Origin of the sequence: Sulfitobacter sp. 1A13368 (assembly GCF_043557275.1) — a bacterium.
In the GTDB taxonomy this organism is placed as follows: Bacteria; Pseudomonadota; Alphaproteobacteria; order Rhodobacterales; family Rhodobacteraceae; genus Sulfitobacter; species Sulfitobacter faviae.
In genome coordinates this window covers 196,003-218,117 of record NZ_JBIFFR010000002.1, presented here as the reverse complement: position 1 = coordinate 218,117, position 22,115 = coordinate 196,003, and the positions used below count along the sequence as shown (strand labels likewise).

Below are 22,115 nucleotides of genomic sequence, written 5' to 3'. Positions count from 1 at the left end.
TATTTTAAAGGAGGTCACCATGCCCGACAACAACACCACACAGACCCAAAGCGCTGCCGCTAAAGAGCAGGCGACCGCTGCAAAAGACAAAGCTGCCGCCGCCGCGAGCAACGCCGCTGAATCCGCCAAGGCGCAGGCCCGCGACGTGGCCGACACCGTATCCGCCGAAGCAACCAACTATGCCTACCAAGCGCGCGACACCGCCGCTGACGAGGTCAAAGGCGTGGCCTCTGCCCTCCGCACCGCGGCTGATGAGCTGCGCAGCGGCTCCCCGCAGGAGCGCAGCTTTAGCCAGCTGGCCGATGGTCTCGCCGATGTCTCTGACAGCATGCGCGACAAGGACTTGGGCGAAATGATGGGCGACCTGAACGGTTTCGCCAAGCGCAACCCGCTGGTCTTCCTCGGTGGCGCTGCCCTTTTGGGCTTCGTGGCAACCCGTTTCGCCAAAGCCTCCAGCGATCGGCCTCAGGGCGGCTACGGCGGCACCGGCGTCGAATATGACGACGACGACCGCATCGACCGTCCGATGACCGGCACGCCTCCCACCGGTGCTGCCAGCACCGTGCCCGGCCGCACCGCCGCTCAGCCGACAACTCAGCCTGCCGCGCCCAATGTCGTTACAGGAGATAAAGTATGACCACCGAAAGCAACAAATCCGCCGGGAGCCTGCTGACCGAAGCCCTCTCCCACGTCAGTTCGCTGATGCGCAAAGAGGTCGATCTGGCCCGCGCCGAAGTGAATGAGAACCTGAAACATGCGGGCGTGGCCATTGGCCTGATCGTCGGCGCCGTGGTTGTGGCCCTCACCGCCCTGAACGTGCTGAGCGCCGCCCTCGTGGCTGCCCTGACCGAAGCTGGCATCGCCGCTGGTTGGTCCGCCGTGATCGTCGGCGTTCTTCTGGCCATCGTCGCCTATGTGATGATCCAGAAGGGCACCAATGATCTGAAACTCAGCAGCCTTGCGCCCACCCGCACCGCCAAAAACGTCAAGCGTGACGCAGAGACCATGAAGGAGGTCTACGATGACAAATGACTCCAGAAACCCCGAAGAAATTGAACGCGAAATCGAGCGGGAGCGTGCTGGTCTGGCCGATACGCTGGACGATCTGCAAGACCGCTTTTCGGTCGAAGGTATCGCGCGTCAGTTTTCTGACCAGTTCCGCGAGCATGGCGGCGACTGGGGTCGCTCCATCTCTGACGCGGCCAAGCGCAACCCGGTCGCATTGGCGCTGACAGGTGCGGGCCTTGCGTGGATGATGTTCGGCAGCGGCAACAGCCGTAACCGCCGGGGCTACGAAGGTCTGGACCGCGACCGCGCACATCCCGTGCCGGTGCCGGTGACCAATACCGAAAACCGCCCCGCCGTGCGCGACGCGCGCCGTTCCTCTGCCCCCGCGAGCGCCTATGCCACCAGCTATGGCTCCGAACGTGGCGCGGCTGATGATGTGCCCGCATGGGCCCGTGACGTGCATCACGACGACGATGATAGCCGTGGTTTGGGTGATCGTGCCCGCTCTGCCGCAGGCAGCGTGAAGGGGGCCGCAGGCTCCGCTGCGAGCGGTGTCTCCGGTGCCGCAGGCTCTGCCGCTGGCAGCGTCAAGGGCGCTGCAAGCTCGGCTGCCGGGCGTGCCCGCTCCGCCGGTTCCTCGGTCGCCAGTGGCGCCCGCTATGCCCGTGACCGCGCGTCCTATGGCACGCGTTCCGCCGTGGACAGCATCCGCAGTACCGCCAGCGGCGCGGCCCATAGCGTACGCGACAGCGCCAATGCCGCCAATGAGCGTGCCCATGCCCTGCGCGACCGTCTGTCGGAAGGCACCGAAAACATGACCGCCGAAGCGCGTGAGCGTATCGTGATGGCCCGTGCCCGCGCCGTGGATGCGTGGAACGCCAGCGGCCGCTATGCCCGTCAGGGCGGTGAGCGTGCCTCGGACATGTTCGAAGAGCATCCGATGGTCGCCGGTGCGCTGGCCCTCGCCGTGGGTGCCGCAATCGGCGCCGCCCTGCCCCGCAGCCGCACCGAAGACGCCTATATGGGCGAGCACAGCGATGCGCTCTTTAACGAAGCCGAGCGTATTTACGCGGAAGAGCGTGACAAGCTGGGCAAGGTCGCCAAAGCCGCGACGGATGAGGCAGGCAAGGTCTTGAAAGAGACCAAAGACAATGCCGATGCCGCCGCCGACGAAGAGACCGCCGCCGATGCCGCCGTGAAAAAGGCAAAGGAAAGCGGTCAGCGCGTTGCAGATGCCGCCAAAAGCGAAGCCGATAAGCAAAAGCTCGGCGACGTGAAGAGCTAAACCAAGCCACGCCCGCTCCCGACCTCGGGGGCGGGCATATTTTACGATACGAATTAAACGTCAAAGGACCAGATATGGCGCGCGGACGGAAAGCGGAAACGCCGATGGAGATACCGGCCCCCGGATGGAAAGACATCCTGTTGCGGGTCAAGGATGAGATCGCCGCCGATCATGTGTCGCTTGTCGCCGCTGGTGTCGCCTTTTACGCGCTGCTGGCGATTTTCCCTGCCGTGACCGCCTTGATGGCCCTCGCCGGATTGGTGATGGAGCCCGCTCAGGTCACCGCGCAGCTTGAATCCCTGACCAACCTCATTCCCGAAGAAGCCGCCAATATCATCCTCGGCCAAGCCGTCGCCGTGACCGGGTCGGAAGAGACTGGTCTGGGCTGGGCCTTCTTGATCGGTCTGGCCCTCGCGCTCTACTCCGCGTCCAAAGGCGTGGGCAGTCTGATGGAAGGTCTGAACGTCGCCTATGACGAGGATGAGACCCGCGGTTTCGTCTCCAAACTGATCTGGACGCTTGGCCTCACCCTCATGTTGATCGGCGTGCTGCTTTTGGGTCTTGCAGCCACGCTGGCCGTGCCTGCTGTGGTCGCCTTTCTCGCCCTGCCCGATTGGGTCGAGACGCTGCTCACCTATGGCAGCTGGGTGCTGCTGGCCGCACTTACTGCACTCGCATTGGCCGTGCTCTACCGCTACGGCCCCGCCCGCGACGATGCGGAGTGGAAATGGCTCACCCCCGGCTCCGTCATCGCCTGCATCTTGTGGATCGTCGCCTCCATCGGGTTTTCGATCTACGTCAGCAACTTCGGCAGCTACAATGAAAGTTTCGGCAGCATGGCCGGGGCGATCATCCTGCTGATGTGGCTTTGGATCTCAGCCTTCATCGTGCTTCTGGGGGCTGAGTTCAATTCCGAGATGGAGGCCCAGACCCGTAAGGACAGCACCACCGGCCCCGATGAGCCAATGGGCCAACGCGACGCGGTCAAGGCTGATAAGCTGGGCCGCGCGAAGGGCAAATAGGAGAGTTCTCATGGCACCGCGCGCACTTTGGAAAGGTCAACTTCGCCTCTCGCTGGTGTCGATCCCGGTCGAGATATTCTCGGCCACCAAGACCAGTTCCAAGGTCTCCTTCCGGCAAATTCACAAACCCTCGGGCAAGCGGGTCCGCTATGAGAAATCCGTGCCCGGCATCGGCCCGGTCAAGGCCGAGGATATCGTCAAAGGCTATGAGGTCGGCAGCGACGAATATATCCTGCTCGACCCCGATGAAGTGGATGAGATCAAGCTAGAGACGAAAAAGACCTTTGAGTTGGTGCACTTCGTCGATGCCTGCGAAATCTCTCCGCTCTATTTCGACAAACCCTATTACATCACCGCTTCCGACGATCTGGCGCAGGATGCCTACCGCGTGGTGCGCGACGCGCTGCGCCAATCCGGCAAGGTTGGTCTGGGTCAAGTCACCATGCGCGGCAAGGAATATCTGGCCTGCGTCAAACCCTGCGGCGACGGGCTGTTGATGGAAACGCTGCACTACGCTGATGAACTGCGCGAGGCGGATCAGATTTTCACCGATATCGAGGACGACAAGACCGATAAGGAATTGCTCGATGTCGCGACTTCGCTCATCGACAAGAAAACTGCGCCCTTCGACGCCTCCGCCTATACCGACAAATACGCCGAAGCGATGCAAAAGCTGTTGGATGCGAAGGTGAAAAATAAGAAGACCCCGCGCGTGCAGACCGGGGATGACAGCGCCGCCGAGGGCGAGAATGTGATCGACCTGATGGGCGCGCTGAAAGAGAGCCTGAAAGAAGCAGGCGGCGGGAAATCCAGCGCCAAGAAGAAGGCGCCGCGTAAGAAAGCCTCGTGATGGCCAAATCCCCCGACAGGCTCGCCAGCTACAACGCCAAACGCGATTTCGAGGCAACCGCCGAACCCCGTGGTCAGATCGGCAGCGGTGCGGGGCAAAGCTTTGTCGTTCAGAAACACGATGCCACCCGCCTGCACTATGATTTTCGCCTTGAATGGGAGGGGGTGCTGCTGAGTTGGGCCGTCACCAAAGGCCCCTCCCCCGACCCGTCGGAAAAACGCCTTGCCGTACGGACCGAGGACCATCCGCTCGACTACGGCGGCTTTGAGGGGACGATCCCCAAGGGGCAATATGGCGGCGGTACGGTCATGCTTTGGGACCGGGGCACATGGATGCCGCAGGGCGATGTGGCCAAGGGGCTGGAAGACGGCAAGCTCAAGTTCACGTTGCAAGGCCAGCACATGCAGGGCGGCTGGACGCTGGTGCGGATGCGGGGCCGGGAAAAGCGTGAAAACTGGCTGCTGATCAAAGAGCGTGACGATTATGCCCGTGATCTCCCCGATGGGCTGACCAAAGGCACCGCCCGGTCGATCACCACGGGCCGCACCATGGCCGAGATCGCCAAAGACGCCCCCGCCAAAAAGGTCGCTGACCCACGCCCCAAGCGCAAAGGCAAGAACCCCGCTTTCGTCAAACCCCAGCTTGCCACCCTCGTCGCCGACGCGCCCGAGGGGGACGGCTGGATGCATGAGACGAAGTTCGACGGCTATCGCTGTCTGGTGTCCCTGGGCAAGAACGGCACGCGGCTTTTCACCCGCTCCGGCAAGGATTGGACCGATAAGTTCGGCGCGCTTGGGGCCGCCTTCGATCCGCTACCTTGCGACCGGGCGCTCTTGGACGGAGAGGTCATGGCGGCCAAGATCAACGGCTCGGCCTTCTCTTCGCTGCAAAACGCGCTGAAAGAGGGGCATCCGCTGGTCTTTTACGCCTTCGATCTGCTGTCGCTCGACGGTGAGGATTTTCGCGACGCGCCGCAGATGGACCGCCGTGCGCGTCTGGCGCAGTTGCTATCCGGCGTGCCCGCAGGCGGGCCGCTGCGGCTGAGCGAGCATGTCATCGGCCATGGTCCCGAAGTCTTCGACCGCGCCTGCAAAGCCGGAGCTGAGGGGATCATCTCCAAACGCGTTGACGCGCCCTATACTGGCAGGCGCAGCAAAAGCTGGCTCAAGGTCAAATGCACCCGGCGGCAGGAATTCATCATCATCGGCTATTCCCCCTCCGACAAAAAGGGCCGGGCCTTTGCCTCGCTCCTGCTGGGCAGCCATGAGGGCGGCGAAATACGCTACAAGGGCCGCGTCGGCACGGGGTTCTCTGAGGAGGGCATGGCCGACCTCGCCCGCGCCATGACCGCCCGCAAGACCCCGCCCGCGAGCGATGTGCCAACGGAGGTGGGGCGCGATGCCAAATGGGTCCGCGCCGATCTGGTGGCCGAGGTCGATTTTGCCGAGTTTACCGCCGATGGCGTGATCCGGCACGGCAGTTTTCTGGGCCTGCGCGAGGATAAGGACGCGGGCAGCGTGACCTTGGAGGAACCGCAAGAGGAGCCTAAAATGGATAGCGACAGCAAGATCGGCGGCGTGCAGATCAGCAACGCCGACCGCAGAGTCTTCCCCGATGCGGGCTGCACCAAAGGTGATGTGGCACGGCATTACGAACGTGTCGGGGCGCGGATGATCGACCTCATGGGCCACCGCCCGCTGTCACTCTTTCGCTGCCCTTCGGGGATTGACGGGCAATGTTTCTTTCAAAAACACGACAGCGGCGGGATGCCCGACGCGCTGTCGCGCGTCTCGATCGAGGAAAGCGATGGCGACGCGGCGGATTACCTCTATGCCACGCGCCCCGAAAGCCTGATCGCGGCAGCGCAGATGGGCAGTTTGGAATATCACATCTGGGGCGCGCGGGTGGATCGGCTGAACCGCCCCGACCGGCTGGTCTTTGACCTCGACCCCGATGAAGGGTTGGACTGGGCCGATGTTCGCGCGGCAGCGTTTGAGCTGCGCGATGCGCTGGCGGCCCTCGGCCTGCAATCGGGGGCCATTGTCACCGGCGGCGAGGGCGTGCATGTCTGGCTGGCCCTGCGCCGCACGCGCGGTTGGGAGACGGTCAAACTTTTCGCCAAGACCTTTGCGCATGTCATGGCCGCGCAAGACCCCGACCGCTATGTCGCGACCATGTCCAAGGCCAAGCGCAAGGGCCGGATTTTCATCGACTGGCTGCGCAATGAACGCGGTGCCACGGCCATCGCGCCCTACTCCCTTCGCGCGCGTCCCGGTGCGCCGGTTGCCGTGCCGGTGACTTGGGAGGAATTAGAGGCGCTCGACAGCGCGAATGGCTTCCACATAGGCGATATGGCCGCGCGGCTGGATCAGCCCTGCCCGGCGCTGGCGGTGCAGGAGGATCTGCAATCGCTGACCGATGGGGTGATCGATAAGTTGCAGGAATGGTCTGAAACGTGAGGCAAGATTGGCCGCGAGGGTGCGCGGCCAATTTCGTTTCACTGCCCGAGCGCTTGGCCCAGATCGGCACCAAGGTCTTCGACATCCTCGATCCCGACCGACAGGCGCAACAGCCCTTCGGGGATCCCGGTATGCGGCTCGATCGTGTGGCGATGCTCGACAAGGCTTTCCACCCCGCCGAGCGAGGTCGCGCGGTGGAACAGCTGCAACCGCCCCGCCGCTTTCAACGCCGCCTCGGCCCCGCCTTTGACGACAAAGGACAAGAGCCCGCCATAGCCCCCGCGCATCTGCTGCGCGGCCAGCGCATGGCCGGGGTGGTCCGGCAGGCCGGGGTACATAACCTGTTCCACCTGCGGATGATCCGACAGGAACTCGGCTAAGGCCATGGCATTGCGTGACATTTCGCGCATCCTGAGCGGCAGGGTCCGCATCCCACGCGCAAGCAGCCACGCCTCCATCGGGCCGATCACCGCGCCCGCCTCGTTCCGGTCATCGCGGATCATCTGCCAGCGCGGTGCTTCTGCGTCCTTGGTGGCCAGCGAACCTGCCAGAACGTCGGAATGGCCGTTGATCCCCTTGGTCGCCGAATGCATCACGATATCCGCGCCATGCTCCAACGGGTGGCTCAGCACCGGCGAGGCTGCTGTGCTGTCGACCACCAGCGTCGCGCCCACTTCATGCGCGGCGGCGGCGGCCCCTGCAATATCGGTGATCCGCAGCCATGGGTTCGAGGGCGTCTCGATCAGGCAGAGGTCAGGCTTTTCGGCGCGGCACAGGGCGGCAAAGGCATCAAGGTCGCTTGCCTCCACCTCATGCAGCGCGATCTGCCGCCGGGCGCAGAAATCGCGGATCCATTTCGTCGTGCCCCAGTAAATCTGGCTCTGCACCACCACGCTCGCCCCATTGGGCACGGTGCGAAAGACCGCCGCGATGGCCGCCATGCCCGAGGGGAAGATCAGCGTCTCGTCGGCCCCTTCGAGCGCGTTGAGCAGACGCTCCGCCACGCGGGTGTTTTCGTTATGCGAGCGCAGATAGACGTTGTCAGGATTGACCAGATCGTAATTCTCGTCCCGCAGATAGGTGGTGGCGAATTGCACCGGCGGCACCACCCCGCCTGACGCGGGATCGACGGCGCCCGCGGCTTGGGCCGCGATGGTGGCAGGGTGCAGGTTCGGTTTGGGGGGCTGGGCCAAGATATGTCTCCGACAGGGGTTTTGCACAAGTCGTATACAAAGCAACAACCGGGGGCAAATGCGATCACGCGCAGTGCTTTCGCGTCACGCTTGGGTGAGCGCGCGGCCCCGGCCCTTGATCCGCCCGCTAGAGATGTCACCTTTAGGCCAAGCAAATTGGAGAGCCTCATGGCAATCGAACGCATCACTTTTCCCGGCCCGGGCGGCACGGAACTCTCCGCACGGTTGGACATGCCGGAGGGGCCGCATTTAGCGACCGCGCTTTTCGCGCATTGTTTCACCTGCGGCAAAGACATCCCCGCCGCGCGGCGCATCGCGGGTCGTTTGGCGGCGATGGGGATTGCGGTGCTGCGCCTTGACTTCACCGGGCTGGGGCATTCAGAGGGCGATTTCGAAGAGACGTCGTTCTCGTCCAACGTCGATGATCTGCTCGCCGCTTGCCGCTATCTGTCGGGCCGTGACATGGCCCCCGCCCTTTTGATCGGCCATTCACTGGGCGGCGCGGCGGTTCTAAAAGCCGCCGCACAACTGCCCCATGTCAGCGCCGTCGCCACGCTCGGCGCGCCTTTCGATCCGGCCCATGTGACCCATAACTTTGCCGAGAGCCTGCCCGAGATTTCGGAAAATGGGAGCGCCGAGGTCAATCTCGGCGGGCGGCCCTTTACCATCAGTCAGGGGTTCATCGACGATCTGCAGGGGGCCACGCTCGCCCCCGATATCGCTGGGCTGAAAGCCGCGCTGCTGGTGATGCACGCGCCGCGCGATGAGATCGTCAGCATCGACAACGCCGGACAGATTTTCATGGCCGCGAAACACCCCAAAAGCTTCGTGACCCTCGACGACGCCGACCACCTGATCACCCGCCCACGCGATGCCGAATATGCGGCAGAGATCATCGCCACATGGGCGGATCGCTACATGTCGTTGAAATCCCCCGCCCCGCCCCCCGGCGCGCCCGAAGGCATCGTGCGCGTTACCGAAGCGGATGCCGATGGGTTCTTGCAAGATGTGAACGCAGGCCCGCATCACCACGCGCTGGCGGATGAGCCGCGGGCCTATGGCGGCACCAACCGCGGCATGTCGCCCTATGGGTTTTTGTCTGCCGGATTGGGGGCTTGCACCTCGATGACCATCCGCATGTATGCCCGGCGCAAGGGCTGGCCGCTCGACGGCGTGAGCGTGGATGTCTGCCACGACAAAGTGCACGCGCAGGACGCATGCACCGGCGCGGCAGAGAAGATCGACATTTGGCGGCGGCGTATCCGGCTGGAGGGGAAATTGAGCGAGGAGCAGCGGCAGCGGTTGTTGGAGATCGCGGATAAATGCCCGGTGCATCGGACGCTGGAGCGGAGTTCGACGGTGGTGACCGAACTGCTTTAGCTACAACAGGTTTACCATCCCGTCCCAGAATCAAGCCGCAGGCGCCGAGCCATCGTCACCCTCCCCCCTCAGACTTGTCCTTAACCCCAAGTCAGTCTATGCCGCCCTTGACCCATCCCCTGTCCTAAAAAGGTGCGCGCATGATCCCCCGCTACTCCCGTCCCGATATGGTTGCCGTCTGGTCGCCGGAAACGAAATTCCGCATCTGGTTCGAGATCGAGGCCCATGCCTGCGACGCCATGGCCGATCTGGGCACCATCCCGCGCGAAAACGCCGACGCCGTGTGGAAAGCCAAAGACGTCGAGTTCGACGTGGCCCGCATCGACGAGATCGAAGCCGTGACCAAACATGACGTCATCGCCTTCCTCACCCATCTGGCCGAACATGTCGGCAGCGATGAGGCGCGTTTCGTGCATCAGGGGATGACCTCCTCCGACGTGCTCGACACTTGTTTCAACGTGCAACTGACCCGTGCCGCCGACCTGCTGCTCGACGGTATGGACAAGCTGCTCGCCGCGCTGAAGAAACGCGCGCTTGAGCATAAAGACACCGTGCGCGTGGGCCGCAGCCACGGCATCCACGCAGAACCCACCACCATGGGCCTCACCTTTGCCCGTTTCTATGCCGAGATGGACCGCAACCGCGCCCGCCTCGTCGCCGCGCGTGAGGAGATTGCCACCGGTGCGATCTCGGGCGCTGTCGGCACTTTCGCCAATATCGACCCGCGCGTCGAAGAGCATGTCTGTGAGAAATTGGGCCTCAACCCCGAGCCGATCTCGACCCAAGTCATCCCGCGCGACCGTCATGCGATGTTCTTTGCCACGCTCGGCGTCATCGCCAGCAGCATCGAAAACGTCGCGATCGAGATTCGCCATATGCAGCGTACCGAGGTGCTGGAAGGGGCGGAATTCTTCTCCATGGGGCAAAAAGGCTCCTCGGCCATGCCGCATAAGAAGAACCCGGTGTTGACCGAGAACCTGACTGGGCTTGCCCGCCTCGTGCGCATGTCGGTGATCCCGGCGATGGAAAACGTGGCGCTTTGGCACGAGCGCGACATCTCGCATTCCTCTGTCGAGCGCGGTATCGGGCCCGATGCCACCGTGACGCTGGACTTCGCCCTGCACCGTCTGGCGGGCGTCGTCGACAAGATGCTAATCTTCCCTGACAACATGCTGGAGAACATGAACAAATTCCCCGGCCTTGTGATGAGCCAGCGGGTGCTTCTGGCCCTGACCCAAGCGGGGGTGAGCCGTGAGGATGCCTATTCCATGGTGCAGCGCAACGCGCTGAAGGTCTGGGAAGAACGTCTCGATTTCCGCGAATTGCTGCTGGCCGATGAAGAGGTCGTCGCAGCCTTGGGCGAAGACGGCATCAATGAGAAGTTCGACATGGGCTACCACACCAAACATGTCGACACGATCTTCAAACGCGTCTTCGGCGCGTAAGGCGTTCCTCCTATTGCTTTGAGATTGGCGCGGGTGGGTGTACCCTATCCGCGCCTGTCAAAGGAGCAAACGACATGAAACTCGCACTGACACTCGGCGCCCTCATGGCGCTCACGGCCCCCTCCCTCGCCCTCGCCTCGGGCTGCGTCCATGACAAACAGGTCATGACCTGCGCGGAGGGTATGAAACTCGACATCAGCAGCGGCACCTGCGTGCCGGACGCCACCGCCTGAGTTTTCCACCGGCGGCAAAGTACAATGCCCCCTGCCCGGGCCTCTGACGGCTGACCCCGGCCTATGCCGCCCGGCATGGCTTGTTGCGCGCGTCGGCGCAGGCTATGTCAGGAAAAGTTTAACAGCCTGTCAGAGCCCATGTCGGACCCAGCCACCAAAGCCAAAAAGCCCTATCCCTTCGGTCGCCGGGCCCGGCATTACCTAAGCAACCTGCTGATCGTCGGCATCATCCGCACGGCTTTGGCCCTGCCCTATAAGACGCGGGTCGGCTTTGTCGGCGGATTGGTGCAGCATATTCTGGCCCCGCTCGCGGGCTACCGCCGCCGTGCGCTGGACAATCTTGAGCATGTCTGGCCCGAGATGCCGCTTGCCCGGCGTGAGGAAATCGCGACCCGCTGCCTCAACAATCTCGGGCGGTCTTTCATCGAAAATTACTCCGCCGAGGACTTTCCCAAACGCATGGCCGAGATCGCCCCACAGGGGCCGGGCATGGCGGCGCTGGAAGAGGCCAACCGCACGGGCCAGCCGGTGATCCTCGTGACCGGGCATTACGGCAATTACGAAGCGGCGCGGGCCTCCCTCGTGGCGCGGGGCTATGACATCGGCGGGCTCTACCGCAAGATGAAGAACCCCTATTTCAACGCACATTACGTCAAGACGCTCGAAGCTTTCGGCGGGCCGGTGTTCCCCCAAGGGCGGCGCGGCACGGCGGGGTTCGTGCGGCATCTGAAACAGGGCGGGCGGCTGGTGCTGCTGTTCGACCAACATGTCATCCGCGCGCCGATCCTCGACTTTATCGGCAAGCCTGCCCGCACCGCCATCTCGGCGGCGGAATTGGCGCTGCGCTATGACGCGTTGCTGATCCCCTTTTACGGCATTCGTCAGGACGATGGCGTCAGCTTTGACGTGGTGCTCGAAGCGCCGGTGCCGCATAGCGATCCGATGACCATGACGCAGGCGCTGAACGACAGTCTGACCGCGCAGGTCACCAAGACGCCGGAACAGTGGTTCTGGGTGCACCGCCGCTGGCGGCCCCACGAAACCTAAAGGCGCGCCTTACTTAGCTCGCGCGGCGGCGAGGATCGCCCCCGGCCCGCCCTGCTCTTTGCGTTGAACGATGACCACGACGGGCAGATCGCCCTCGGCCTCGGCACGCAGTGACAGCGGCGCCGCCCCGTCCCAGTCCGCCAAGACCTGCCAGCCCTGCACCACGTTGCTGTGCTCCATGACATGGCCCGCGTTTTCCCCACGGGTGACCTTGGTCCGCTCCATCGGGGAATAGCGCAGCATGTGGACCTGCATCGGCCCCACGCCTTTGGCCAAAGGGTCTGCCGTGATCTCAACCGCTGCACCGGACCGCGCGACCGTCAGGGCCACCTGCGGCGCGGCCTCTGCATGACGTTCGACCGCGTCCATCAGTTTCATCGGTTTCGCGCCGACGATATCGGTCTGCCCCTGCACGATCAGCTCAGGCGTATAGACGCTGCGCCGCCCGCCGACAGCGGCATAGCCGCGCTGGCGCTCGGCATGGGCCGGATCGCCAAAGGGATCCTCCCAGCCGATGTAATCCCAGTAATCCACATGCAGGGCGAGCGCGATGATATCCTCCCGTTCGGCCAATTCGGCGAGCATCGCATCAGCATCGGGGCAAGAGGAACAGCCCTGAGAGGTAAAGAGTTCAACCACCACAGGCTGCTCCTGCTGAGCCTGCGAGGGCGCGGCCAGCAGCGAAAATGCGGCAAGGACGGGAAAAATCAGGGGCTTCATAAAATTCCAGACGGATCAATATCGCGGTGATGGCTTTGGTCTAACGGCTGGGAGGGTAAAATACCAATCAACCTTTGTTGAAACGGCCGTTAGCGCCCACAGCCATATCCCGAGCATGATGCCCCCTTTAAAGTCGGTACACAATGGTATACAAAATCGCGCGAAACCGCCCGATAACAGTTGAACCGCCGCGCCCGTAGTGGCATTGAGACGGCAATCTAGCCACCCATCAGACCCCGAAGGGAGCCCGCCATGACAATCCAAGTCGGTCACGACAGTGCCAAGACACGGAAAACCCTCTCCGTTGGCAGCCAGAACGTCGCCTATTACTCCATCCCCGCCGCCGAAGCGGCTGGTCTGGGCGACTTCTCCAAACTGCCAGCGGCGTTGAAAGTCGTTCTGGAAAACATGCTGCGTTTTGAAGACGGCAAGACCGTCACGCAGGACGACATCAAGGCTTTCGCCGAATGGGCAACCAAGGGCGGCAAGAACCCCCGCGAGATCGCCTATCGCCCCGCCCGCGTTCTGATGCAGGACTTCACCGGTGTGCCGGCCGTGGTGGACCTCGCCGCGATGCGCGACGGTCTGGTGGCGCTTGGTGGCGACGCGGACAAGATCAACCCGCTGAACCCCGTTGACCTCGTCATCGACCACTCGGTCATGATCGACGAATTCGGCAACCCGCGTGCCTTCCAGATGAACGTGGACCGCGAATATGAGCGCAACATCGAGCGCTATACCTTCCTCAAGTGGGGTCAGAAGGCGTTTAACAACTTCCGCGTTGTGCCCCCCGGCACCGGCATCTGCCACCAGGTGAACCTTGAGTACCTCAGCCAGACCGTCTGGACCGACAAGGACCAGAATGGCGAAGAAGTGGCCTACCCCGATACGCTCGTCGGCACCGACAGCCACACCACCATGGTCAACGGCGCTGCCGTTCTGGGCTGGGGCGTTGGCGGGATCGAGGCCGAGGCCGCGATGCTGGGCCAGCCGATCTCCATGCTGATCCCCGAGGTCGTGGGCTTTGAGCTGACTGGCCGCATGATGGAAGGCACCACCGGCACGGACCTCGTGCTGAAAGTCGTGGAAATGCTGCGCGAGAAGGGCGTGGTCGGCAAGTTCGTGGAATTCTACGGTGACGGCCTTGACCACCTGCCGCTGGCGGACCGTGCGACCATCGCCAACATGGCACCCGAATACGGCGCGACCTGTGGCTTCTTCCCGATCGACGACGAGACCCTGCGCTATCTGACCAACACTGGCCGCGACAAGGATCGCGTGGCGCTGGTCAAAGCCTATGCGCAGGAAAACGGCATGTGGCGCGATGCGGATTACGCGCCGGTCTACACCGACACCCTGTCCCTCGACATGGGCACCATCGTGCCCGCGATCTCGGGCCCCAAGCGTCCGCAGGACTACATCGCACTCGACAAGGCGCACACCGCTTTCGCCGAATACGTCAAAGGCATCCGCGAAGGCAAAGACACCTCCGCGAACTCCGAGATTCGTTGGGAAGGCGAAGGCGGCCAGCCCGAGCCGCAGGAAATCCCCGGTGACGAGGGCCACCACAACCGCGGCTATGTGATGACCGACGACGGCCATTACCAGCTGCATGACGGCTCCATCGTGATCGCCTCGATCACGTCCTGCACCAACACGTCGAACCCCTATGTGATGATCGGCGCGGGCCTCGTGGCACGCAAAGCGCGTGAACTGGGTCTGACCCGCAAGCCTTGGGTCAAGACATCGCTGGCGCCGGGTTCGCAGGTCGTGTCGCATTACCTTGAGGCCGCGGGCCTGCAAGACGATCTGGACGCCATCGGCTTCAACCTCGTCGGTTACGGCTGCACCACCTGCATCGGCAACTCCGGCCCGCTGGAAGCGCCGATCAGCAAGGCGATCAACGACTATGACCTGATCGGCACCTCCGTGCTTTCGGGCAACCGTAACTTCGAGGGCCGCATCAGCCCCGACGTGCGCGCCAACTACCTTGCCTCCCCGCCCCTCGTGGTGGCCTATGCGCTGGTGGGTGACATGAACCACGACCTGACGAACAGCCCGCTGGGTCAGGACAAGAACGGCAACGACGTCTACCTGAAAGACATCTGGCCCTCGACGCAGGAAGTCGCCGAACTGGTCGAACAGACCGTGACGCGCGAAGCCTTCCAAGAGAAATACGCCGATGTCTTCAAGGGCGACGAGAAGTGGCAGGCGGTCGAGACCACCGACAGCAAGACCTACGATTGGCCGCCGCAGTCGACCTATGTTCAGAACCCGCCCTACTTCCAAGGCATGTCGCCTGAGCCGGGCACGATCTCCAACATCGAAGGCGCGAAAGTGCTGGCGGTGCTGGGTGACATGATCACCACCGACCACATCTCGCCCGCTGGCTCCTTCAAGGAAACCACGCCTGCGGGTCAGTATCTGACCGAGCGTCAGGTGCCGGTGCGGGAGTTTAACTCCTACGGTTCGCGTCGCGGTAACCACGAAGTCATGATGCGCGGCACCTTCGCCAACATCCGCATCAAGAACGAGATGCTGGATGGCGTCGAAGGCGGCTACACCAAGGGCCCCGATGGCGCGCAGACGTCGATCTTCGATGCCGCCATGGCGCATCAGGAGAACGGCACCCCGCTGGTGATCTTCGGCGGCGAACAGTACGGCGCGGGCTCCTCGCGCGACTGGGCTGCGAAGGGCACCGCCCTTTTGGGTGTGAAGGCCGTGATCGCCGAGAGCTTTGAGCGTATCCACCGCTCCAACCTCGTTGGCATGGGCGTCATCCCGTTTGAGTTCACCGGCGGCGACACCCGCAAATCGCTGGGCCTGACCGGGGATGAGACCGTCTCCATCGAAGGGCTGGACACGATCAAGCCGCTGCAGGAAGTGCCCTGCAAGATCACCATGGCGGATGGCAGCACCAAGGACATCACCCTGAAGTGCCGCATCGATACCGCGATCGAGATCGAATACATCGAGCACGGCGGCGTGCTGCACTACGTGCTGCGCAATCTGGCGAAATCGGCCTAAACGCCCATCGCCAATGCCAAACAATTCCAAGGAGCGGCCCCCGTGGGCCGCTCCTTTTCTTTGCCCCAACGCCCTAGGCGGGAACCTGCCGCCTCATCACGGGTTGCCTTCGTAAGACGATTGTTTTCGAGGAAGGCACAGCAATGTTAGCAGGTTACGCGCTAGGCGCTTTGGGCGCGGTGATCCTTGTTATTGTCCTGCTGGATTTTCTTTATACCGCTATTGGCGCGGCCCCTGTGGCCCCCCTGTCGGAACGGGTCGCGCGGGCAGCCTTCTTCCTCTTTTCCAAGGTGATGCCAAAGGGAGATACGCGCCATCGCCTCTCAGGTCCGGTGGTGATGACGGCCATCGCGGCGACGTGGATCCTGCTCGTCTCTCTCGGATGGACCTTGGTGTTTCAACTCAGCCGCTACGCGGTGGTGATGTCTGACAGCACGCAGCCTGCGGGTTTCATCCGCGATTCCGCCTTTGTCGGCCATCTGCTTTCCACCCTCGGGGGCGGGCCGCTGCAAACGCAAGGCGCCTTCTGGCAGGTGATGTCGGTGCTCGTCGGGGTCAACGGTATGGTAATCCTGACCCTCTCGGTCAGCTTCGTGCTGTCGACCACCACCACCGTCGCCGAGGCGCGCGGGCTGTTAAGCAAGGCGTCGATGTTCGCGGCGGACAGTGACGAGATGAATACGATCATCCTGCCCGCCCTCGCCGATCTGGTGTCGAACCTCAACGCGATGCAATTCGCGCTTTACTACAGCGCTGAACATCCCGCCCGCCGGGTGCCGGCAGGCATGGTGGAACTGGCCGAGCGGGTCGCCCCCTACCCCGAACAGATGCGCCGCCTGCGTATCGCGCTTGAGCCGCTGCCCGGTTTCACCGCGCCCGAGGGCCGCTTGGACCAATTGACCAACCCCCAGTTTATCGACCGCCTGCGCGAATGGGCGCGGCCCTATTCCCTCTGACCCCAAGGAACAGAAGACCGGGAATTCCCGTTGATCCCGAAGCACCTCGTGAAAGGAGATACCATGCGCCCGAAAATCACCGTTCTGTTCTACTCCACTTATGGGACCAACCACGCCATCGCTGAGCAAGCCGCCCGCGCCGCTGAAGAGGCAGGCGCCGAGGTCCGCCTGCGCCGCTGCGCCGAGACCGCCCCGCAGGCCGTCGTCGATGGGCAAGATACTTGGCGCGCGCAGTTGGACAAGATGCAGGACATCCCCGAGGCCAAACCCGAGGACATGGAGTGGGCGGATGGCTATTTCATCTCTGCCCCCACCCGCTTTGGCGTCGCCGCCAGCCAGTTCCGCGCCTTCATCGACACGTTGGGGCCGCTCTGGCAGTCAGGGGCGCTTGCCAATAAGGCGATCACGGCGACCACCTCGGCCCAGAACCCGCACGGCGGGCAGGAGACGACGCTTCAGTCGATCTATGTCACTGCGATGCACTGGGGGGCGATCATCGTACCGCCGGGCTATGCCGATGGCATCAAATTCGAAGATGGCGGCAACCCCTACGGATACTCCTGCGAACCCGGTCCGCTGAGCGACACTGGCAAGAAATCCGTCACATATCAGGCGAAACGTTTGGTTGAATACGCCGCCAAGATCAGCGGGTGATCGCATCCCGCAGCGCCGGGAGGAACCGCTGTTCGTAATCACTGCCAACCAGCGGCCCGGCAAAGCGGAACAACACCGTGCCGTCCTCGTCGACGATGAAAGTCTCCGGCGGGGCGGTCACGCCCCAGTCGATTGCCACGCGCCCCTGCGGGTCGAAACCGACCCCGGCAAAGGGGCTCTCTTCGTCTTCAAGATAGGCGGTCGCGTTCTTCTCGGTATCCTTGAAATTGACGCCGATGATGTTCATCCCCTCGGCCTGCATCTCAAGCAGTTTGGGGTGTTCGGCACGGCAGGGCGGGCACCAGCTGGCCCAGAAGTTCACCAAGCTCACTTGCCCTCCTCGCAGCATGTCATCCGTGGCCTGCGGATAGCCGGGCAGCGTGTCTGCGGGCATGGCAGGCGCCTGTTGCCCCACCAGCGTCGAGGGCAGCCCCTCGGGATCATCGCGGTACATGCCAACGGCGGCCAGTGCGACGAAGGCGGCAAAGATCACCGGCGGCGCGATCATCATGGGCGAGAGTTTAGCCACGGCGTCCGGCCTCCTGCTCTGTCTCTTCCAAAGCCCGGTGGGCCGCCCGGCCGCGCCAAAGGGTCAAGCCGATCAGCGCCGCCAGCAGCAGCAGAGATACGGCATAGGCCGAGAGCACCTCGCCCGCGTATTTTCCAAGATCCGGCATCACGCCCCCCTGTTCATCCGCGCCCTGAGCGCTGCCGTACGGCGCAAGCGAATTTCGGTGCCCGTGCGGTAGACCACCAACGCCAGAAACAGCAGACCAAAGCCCAGCATCGCCAGCACAAGCGGGTAAAAGAAAACATCTGCCACACTGCGGTTGCCCGTCGCCACGGGGATCGAGGTGCCTTGATGCAACCCTTGGTTCCAGAACTGCACCGCATAGCGCGACAGCACCGCAAAGACGGAGCCGACAAGGCAGAGAACCGAAGTGAGATCGGCAGCGGTGTCCGGATCCTCCACCGCCTGCCACAGCGCGATGTAGCCGAGATAGAAAAGGAAGAGGATCAGGAAGGACGTGAGCCGCGGATCCCACGCCCACCATGTGCCCCACATCGGCTGGCCCCAAATCGCGCCCGTCACCAGCGCAATCAGCGTCATCACCAGCCCTACGGGGGCCGCAGCCTTGGCCGCCAGCGCGCTGACGTGATGGCGGCGGATCAGCCAGATGAGCGAGGCCACGAGCATCATGAACCACGCATTGATCGCCATCAGGGCGGCGGGCACATGCAGGTAGATGATCTTGACCGTGCTGCCTTGCCGCGCGTCATCAGGCGTGCCGAAAAAACCCCAAAGCAGGCCAACGCTCACGAAAGCCGCCGCCAGCACCCAAAGCGCAGGCTGCACGCGCTGCGAAAGTGCGAGGAATTTGACTGGGTTTGCGTATTGCCAAAGGGACATGCAGACTACCTATCGCGCGGTTGGGTGGTGCTCAATGCACGATTTGTTGGGGTCATCGCAACCCCATCCGTAGCACGGCGGCTGCGGCAAATGGCATCAAGGCCACCACGGCCAACGTCAGCCCCGCCAGCATCAAAAGCGGCGTCGTGGCCTCCAAGCCCGCCGCCCCGCGCCGGGCGACTTCGGCCCCGAAAATCAGCGTCGGGATATAGAGCGGCAGCACCAGCAGCGACAGCAGCAACCCGCCGCGTTTGATTCCCACCGTCAGCGCCGCGCCGAACATGCCGATCACCGACAGCGCCGGCGTGCCAAGCGCCAGCGAGACCAGCAGCCACAGATGCCCCGGGGCCGCGAGTTGCAGCATCACGCCCAAAAAGGGCGCCGCCAGCACCAGCGGCAGCCCCGTGGTCAGCCAATGCGCCAAAGCCTTGATCGCCAGCGCCCCCTCCAACGGCAGCGGAGCGGTCAACAGCAGTTCCAGTGAGCCATCTTCGAGGTCGAGCGCCAGCAGCCGGTCGAGCGACAAAAGGCAGGCAAGCAGCGCCCCAAGCCAGAGAACACCGGGCGCAATCGCGCGCAGCAGCGTGGCCTCTGGCCCGACGCTGAAGGGCACCAGCATCGTCACGATCAGAAAGAACGCCAAACCAAGGCCAAAGCCCCCGCCCGCCCGGAGCGCTAAACGCAGGTCTCGCAGCAGCAACGCCTTCATAGGAAGGCCGCATCGCTTGCGCCAAGATCGGCATCGGGGGCCGCGCGGTAGGCGCTGATGTCGAGCATCCGCGCCTCAACCCCCAGATCGATATGCGTGGCCATGAGGGCCGATCCACCCGCCGCCAAATGCTCGCGCAGGACAGCACCGAACAGCGCCACCGCATCCGCGTCGAGCGAGACCGTCGGCTCATCCAAGACCCAGATCGGCCGCCCCGTCACCAAGAGCCGCGCCAAGCCCAAACGGCGCTTTTGCCCGGCGGAGAGCGTCGCAGCCAAACGGTCAGCCAAAGGGCGCAACGCATAGCCATCAAGTGCTGCGGAAATGTCAGTGTTGCCAAAGACCTGCGCCCAAAAGCTCAGGTTCTCGCGCACGGTCAGCATGGATTTCAGCCCATCCGCATGGGCGGCATAGGCGACACGGTCCTCCGCCCCCTCAATCTGCCCTGTGAGCGGCGCTTGCAGCCCGGCGATACAGCGCAGCAGCGTCGTCTTCCCGGCCCCGTTCGGGCCGCGCAGCACCAAAGCCTCCCCCGCCGCCAGCGCGAAGGACAGGCCCAAAAGCACGGGCACCCCGCCGCGTGCGACGCTAAGGTTACTGACTTGCACTGGCCGCGCCGCTCCGCCCTTAGACCGGCAAGAGGGCCAGCGCGATGCGCCGCCCCTCGCTCAGCAGAATGTTGTAGGTGCGGCAGGCAGCGGGAGAGGACATGACCTCGACCCCCAGCCCGGCCTCTTCCAAGGTCTCACGCAGGTCATCGGGGATATGCGCCACCTCCGACCCGGTGCCGAGAAAGACCACGTCGACCTTGCCTGCCAGCGCCAGCACCGGCGCGGGATCGGCCAGTCCGCCCCAGCCGGTGATGCCCTCCGGGCCGATCACCTGCGCGCCCTCCACGACCTCGCCATCGATGCGGAAGAAGCCGGGGCCGTAGCCGTCGATCGGTTTGGCGTCGGTATAGGTGATCTCGTTCAATCGCATGTTACGTCCCTCACAGGCTCAGATATTCCACAGCGGCAGGCCGAGGATAGCCGATGCGGCGATGACGATATAGGCCACCGTGCGAAAAAGCCGCTCTCGCTTTGGGTCAAATAGCCGCGCCCCGATGATATTGGCGATGACATTGGGCACCCCGGCCAAGAGGCCCAGCCACAGCACCGGCCAGACCACCTGCCCCGTCGCCGCGAGCATGGCAAAGAGCATCAGGTCGAGCCCCAGAAGATAGAGCAAGAAATTCGCCCGGATCACCGCAGCGGGCCTGCGGCTTGCCATATAGAGCAGGATCACCGGCGGCCCGGCGATGCCCGCAAAACCGGTCATAAAGCCACCCAGAGCGCCGGTGGCCGTCACCAGCTTCCCGCCAAGCGGCCCGTGATAGCGCCAGCCCGCAAGCAGCAGCGCCAGAAGCCCCAGCACCACGCCCGAGACGATCCAACCGAACCCTTCGGGCGAGATCAGCGACAGCCCCCAGAGCCCCAGTGGCATCCCGATCAGCACGCCGAGCAGCAGCCGCCCCACTTCGCGGGGCGCGCCCTCGCGCAGGGCATCGGGGAGGTTTGGCAGGGGGCCGATCAATTCGGCAGCGGTGAGAAACAGAATCGCTTCAACCGGAGAGAGGACAGAGGCCGCGACGGGCATGATGATCATGGCAGAGCCGAAACCGGCAAAGCCGCGCACCAGCCCCGCCACGATCACGGCCAGCGCAAGCCATACCACCCCGGGGGTGGCGATGGCCTGCGCCAGCAGGTCAGGCATCAATATTGGCGAATTGCGTGCCCGCGCCCGCGTCGGGCTTGGACCAGTCGCGCTTCACGCCAAGGTAGAGCACCACGTTCTTGGCCACATAGACCGAGGAATAGGTGCCCACGATCACGCCCCATGTGATGGCAAAGACGAAGGCCCGGATCACATCGCCGCCCAAGATCAGCAGCGCGATGAGAGCGAGCAAGGTGGTGCCCGAGGTCATCAGCGTACGGCTCAGCGTCTCGTTCACACTGAGGTTCATCACGTCGCGCAGGGGCCGCTTTTTGTATTTGCGCAGATTCTCCCGCAGGCGGTCAAAGATCACCACGGTGTCGTTGATCGAATAGCCGATGATCGTCAGGATCGCCGCCACGACCGGCAGGTCGAAACGGATCTGCAGGAGCGAGAACAACCCGATGGTCAGCACCACGTCGTGGAACAGCGCCACCACCGCGCCGACCGAGAACTGCCATTCGAACCGCAGCCAGATGTAGATCAGGATCGCCGCCAGCGCCCCGCCCACGGCAAGGAAAGCGGTCTGGATCAACTCGCCCGAGACTTTGGGGCCCACGGATTCGACAGAGGTGAACTTGATATCGGGGGCGACGCCTTGCAGTGCCGCTTCGATGGTTTCGATCGTGTCGGTGGTCGCCGCCTGCTGCCCTTCTTGGGCCTGCACGCGGATCATCGCCACATGGCGGTCTGCGCCGAAACCGGGGTCAAAGACCTCGGAAATCGTGACGTCGCCCAATTCAAGCGGCGCGAGCGCATCGCGGTATTCGCCCACGTCGACGGCTTGGGTGCTTTCGGTCCGCAGCGTGGTGCCGCCGCGGAAGTCGATGCCAAAGTTCAGCCCCATCACGCCCCAAGCGATCAGGGACAGGACCATCAACACCACGGAGGCGCCGAAGGTGATCTTGGCATAGCCGAAGAAATCGAAGTTCGTGTTGTCGGGTACCAGCTTCAGTCGCAT

At 63.5% G+C, this 22,115-nt stretch carries 23 protein-coding genes; 13 read left to right on the top strand and 10 right to left on the bottom strand.

The window, feature by feature from the left end:
* Window positions 1-19: 19 nt before the first annotated feature.
* The 6 genes from ACGYK4_RS04615 (at window position 20) to ligD (ending at window position 6,624) form a co-directional block, all read left to right on the top strand.
* Window positions 20-637, top strand: coding sequence for a hypothetical protein (locus tag ACGYK4_RS04615; protein ID WP_322329496.1), 618 nt, complete (start codon window positions 20-22; stop codon window positions 635-637).
* Window positions 634-1,032 carry a phage holin family protein gene (locus tag ACGYK4_RS04610; protein ID WP_394408835.1) on the top strand — a complete coding sequence of 133 codons (399 nt, stop codon included), beginning with the start codon at window positions 634-636 and terminating at the stop codon, window positions 1,030-1,032. Before ACGYK4_RS04615 ends, ACGYK4_RS04610 begins: the two co-directional genes overlap by 4 nt.
* Window positions 1,022-2,293 carry a DUF3618 domain-containing protein gene (locus tag ACGYK4_RS04605; protein WP_394455318.1) on the top strand — a complete coding sequence of 424 codons (1,272 nt, stop codon included), beginning with the start codon at window positions 1,022-1,024 and terminating at the stop codon, window positions 2,291-2,293. The genes ACGYK4_RS04610 and ACGYK4_RS04605 overlap by 11 nt, the downstream gene beginning before the upstream one ends.
* A gap of 74 nt (window positions 2,294-2,367) precedes the next feature.
* Complete coding sequence (locus ACGYK4_RS04600; protein ID WP_394413308.1) at window positions 2,368-3,315, top strand: YihY/virulence factor BrkB family protein; 948 nt, start codon at window positions 2,368-2,370, stop codon at window positions 3,313-3,315.
* A 10-nt stretch (window positions 3,316-3,325) separates the two neighbouring features.
* Window positions 3,326-4,165, top strand: coding sequence for a Ku protein (locus tag ACGYK4_RS04595; RefSeq protein WP_394455317.1), 840 nt, complete (start codon window positions 3,326-3,328; stop codon window positions 4,163-4,165).
* Entirely contained in the window at window positions 4,165-6,624 is a 2,460-nt protein-coding gene (gene ligD / locus ACGYK4_RS04590) for a DNA ligase D (RefSeq protein ID WP_394455316.1), read from the top strand. Before ACGYK4_RS04595 ends, ligD begins: the two co-directional genes overlap by 1 nt.
* Window positions 6,625-6,662: 38 nt before the next feature.
* Here the strand turns inward: ligD and ACGYK4_RS04585 are convergent, their stop codons facing one another.
* Window positions 6,663-7,817 (bottom strand): trans-sulfuration enzyme family protein, encoded by a 1,155-nt coding sequence (locus ACGYK4_RS04585; RefSeq protein ID WP_394432951.1) that lies wholly within the window; start codon window positions 7,815-7,817, stop codon window positions 6,663-6,665.
* 168 nt (window positions 7,818-7,985) lie between these two features.
* Between ACGYK4_RS04585 and ACGYK4_RS04580 the strand changes: the two genes are divergently transcribed.
* The 4 genes from ACGYK4_RS04580 (at window position 7,986) to ACGYK4_RS04565 (ending at window position 11,922) form a co-directional block, all read left to right on the top strand.
* On the top strand, window positions 7,986-9,197 hold the full coding sequence (locus ACGYK4_RS04580; protein WP_394455315.1) for an alpha/beta fold hydrolase: 1,212 nt from the start codon (window positions 7,986-7,988) through the stop codon (window positions 9,195-9,197).
* Window positions 9,198-9,337: 140 nt separating this feature from the next.
* The gene (purB, locus tag ACGYK4_RS04575) at window positions 9,338-10,642 is read left to right on the top strand and encodes an adenylosuccinate lyase (RefSeq protein ID WP_067266366.1); all 1,305 of its coding nucleotides are present in this window, start codon (window positions 9,338-9,340) and stop codon (window positions 10,640-10,642) included.
* Between the two features lie 74 nt (window positions 10,643-10,716).
* A complete protein-coding gene (locus ACGYK4_RS04570; protein ID WP_162931827.1) occupies window positions 10,717-10,875 on the top strand; it encodes a hypothetical protein in 159 nt (52 codons plus the stop codon).
* Between the two features lie 138 nt (window positions 10,876-11,013).
* Complete coding sequence (locus ACGYK4_RS04565; RefSeq protein WP_271691647.1) at window positions 11,014-11,922, top strand: lysophospholipid acyltransferase family protein; 909 nt, start codon at window positions 11,014-11,016, stop codon at window positions 11,920-11,922.
* A gap of 9 nt (window positions 11,923-11,931) precedes the next feature.
* Here the strand turns inward: ACGYK4_RS04565 and ACGYK4_RS04560 are convergent, their stop codons facing one another.
* Window positions 11,932-12,642: a DUF1223 domain-containing protein gene (locus ACGYK4_RS04560; RefSeq protein ID WP_394455313.1), complete on the bottom strand. Its 711-nt coding sequence runs from the start codon at window positions 12,640-12,642 to the stop codon at window positions 11,932-11,934.
* A 252-nt stretch (window positions 12,643-12,894) separates the two neighbouring features.
* On the opposite strand from ACGYK4_RS04560, the gene acnA reads away from it, so the two are divergent.
* The 3 genes from acnA (at window position 12,895) to ACGYK4_RS04545 (ending at window position 17,279) form a co-directional block, all read left to right on the top strand.
* Window positions 12,895-15,669: an aconitate hydratase AcnA gene (gene acnA / locus ACGYK4_RS04555; RefSeq protein WP_394455311.1), complete on the top strand. Its 2,775-nt coding sequence runs from the start codon at window positions 12,895-12,897 to the stop codon at window positions 15,667-15,669.
* A 143-nt stretch (window positions 15,670-15,812) separates the two neighbouring features.
* The gene (locus ACGYK4_RS04550) at window positions 15,813-16,625 is read left to right on the top strand and encodes a hypothetical protein (RefSeq protein ID WP_394455310.1); all 813 of its coding nucleotides are present in this window, start codon (window positions 15,813-15,815) and stop codon (window positions 16,623-16,625) included.
* 63 nt (window positions 16,626-16,688) lie between these two features.
* Window positions 16,689-17,279: an NAD(P)H-dependent oxidoreductase gene (locus tag ACGYK4_RS04545; protein ID WP_394455309.1), complete on the top strand. Its 591-nt coding sequence runs from the start codon at window positions 16,689-16,691 to the stop codon at window positions 17,277-17,279.
* Here ACGYK4_RS04545 and ACGYK4_RS04540 read toward each other — a convergent pair.
* The 8 genes from ACGYK4_RS04540 to secF are packed head-to-tail and all read right to left on the bottom strand — an operon-like array spanning window position 17,269 to window position 22,115.
* Window positions 17,269-17,787 (bottom strand): DsbE family thiol:disulfide interchange protein, encoded by a 519-nt coding sequence (locus ACGYK4_RS04540; protein ID WP_394455769.1) that lies wholly within the window; start codon window positions 17,785-17,787, stop codon window positions 17,269-17,271. The two genes, ACGYK4_RS04545 and ACGYK4_RS04540, sit on opposite strands and share 11 nt — an antisense overlap.
* A gap of 13 nt (window positions 17,788-17,800) precedes the next feature.
* A complete protein-coding gene (gene ccmD / locus ACGYK4_RS04535; RefSeq protein WP_394455308.1) occupies window positions 17,801-17,956 on the bottom strand; it encodes a heme exporter protein CcmD in 156 nt (51 codons plus the stop codon).
* The gene (ccmC, locus tag ACGYK4_RS04530) at window positions 17,956-18,690 is read right to left on the bottom strand and encodes a heme ABC transporter permease CcmC (RefSeq protein WP_067266389.1); all 735 of its coding nucleotides are present in this window, start codon (window positions 18,688-18,690) and stop codon (window positions 17,956-17,958) included. Before ccmC ends, ccmD begins: the two co-directional genes overlap by 1 nt.
* 52 nt (window positions 18,691-18,742) lie before the next feature.
* Window positions 18,743-19,399: a heme exporter protein CcmB gene (gene ccmB / locus ACGYK4_RS04525; RefSeq protein WP_394455306.1), complete on the bottom strand. Its 657-nt coding sequence runs from the start codon at window positions 19,397-19,399 to the stop codon at window positions 18,743-18,745.
* Window positions 19,396-20,007: a heme ABC exporter ATP-binding protein CcmA gene (gene ccmA / locus ACGYK4_RS04520; RefSeq protein WP_394455305.1), complete on the bottom strand. Its 612-nt coding sequence runs from the start codon at window positions 20,005-20,007 to the stop codon at window positions 19,396-19,398. The genes ccmB and ccmA overlap by 4 nt, the downstream gene beginning before the upstream one ends.
* A gap of 19 nt (window positions 20,008-20,026) precedes the next feature.
* Window positions 20,027-20,380, bottom strand: a complete 354-nt coding sequence (locus ACGYK4_RS04515) for an Mth938-like domain-containing protein (RefSeq protein ID WP_067266397.1) — start codon at window positions 20,378-20,380, stop codon at window positions 20,027-20,029.
* 18 nt (window positions 20,381-20,398) lie between these two features.
* Window positions 20,399-21,154, bottom strand: coding sequence for a sulfite exporter TauE/SafE family protein (locus ACGYK4_RS04510; RefSeq protein WP_394455304.1), 756 nt, complete (start codon window positions 21,152-21,154; stop codon window positions 20,399-20,401).
* Entirely contained in the window at window positions 21,147-22,115 is a 969-nt protein-coding gene (gene secF / locus ACGYK4_RS04505; RefSeq protein WP_394455303.1) for a protein translocase subunit SecF, read from the bottom strand. The genes ACGYK4_RS04510 and secF overlap by 8 nt, the downstream gene beginning before the upstream one ends.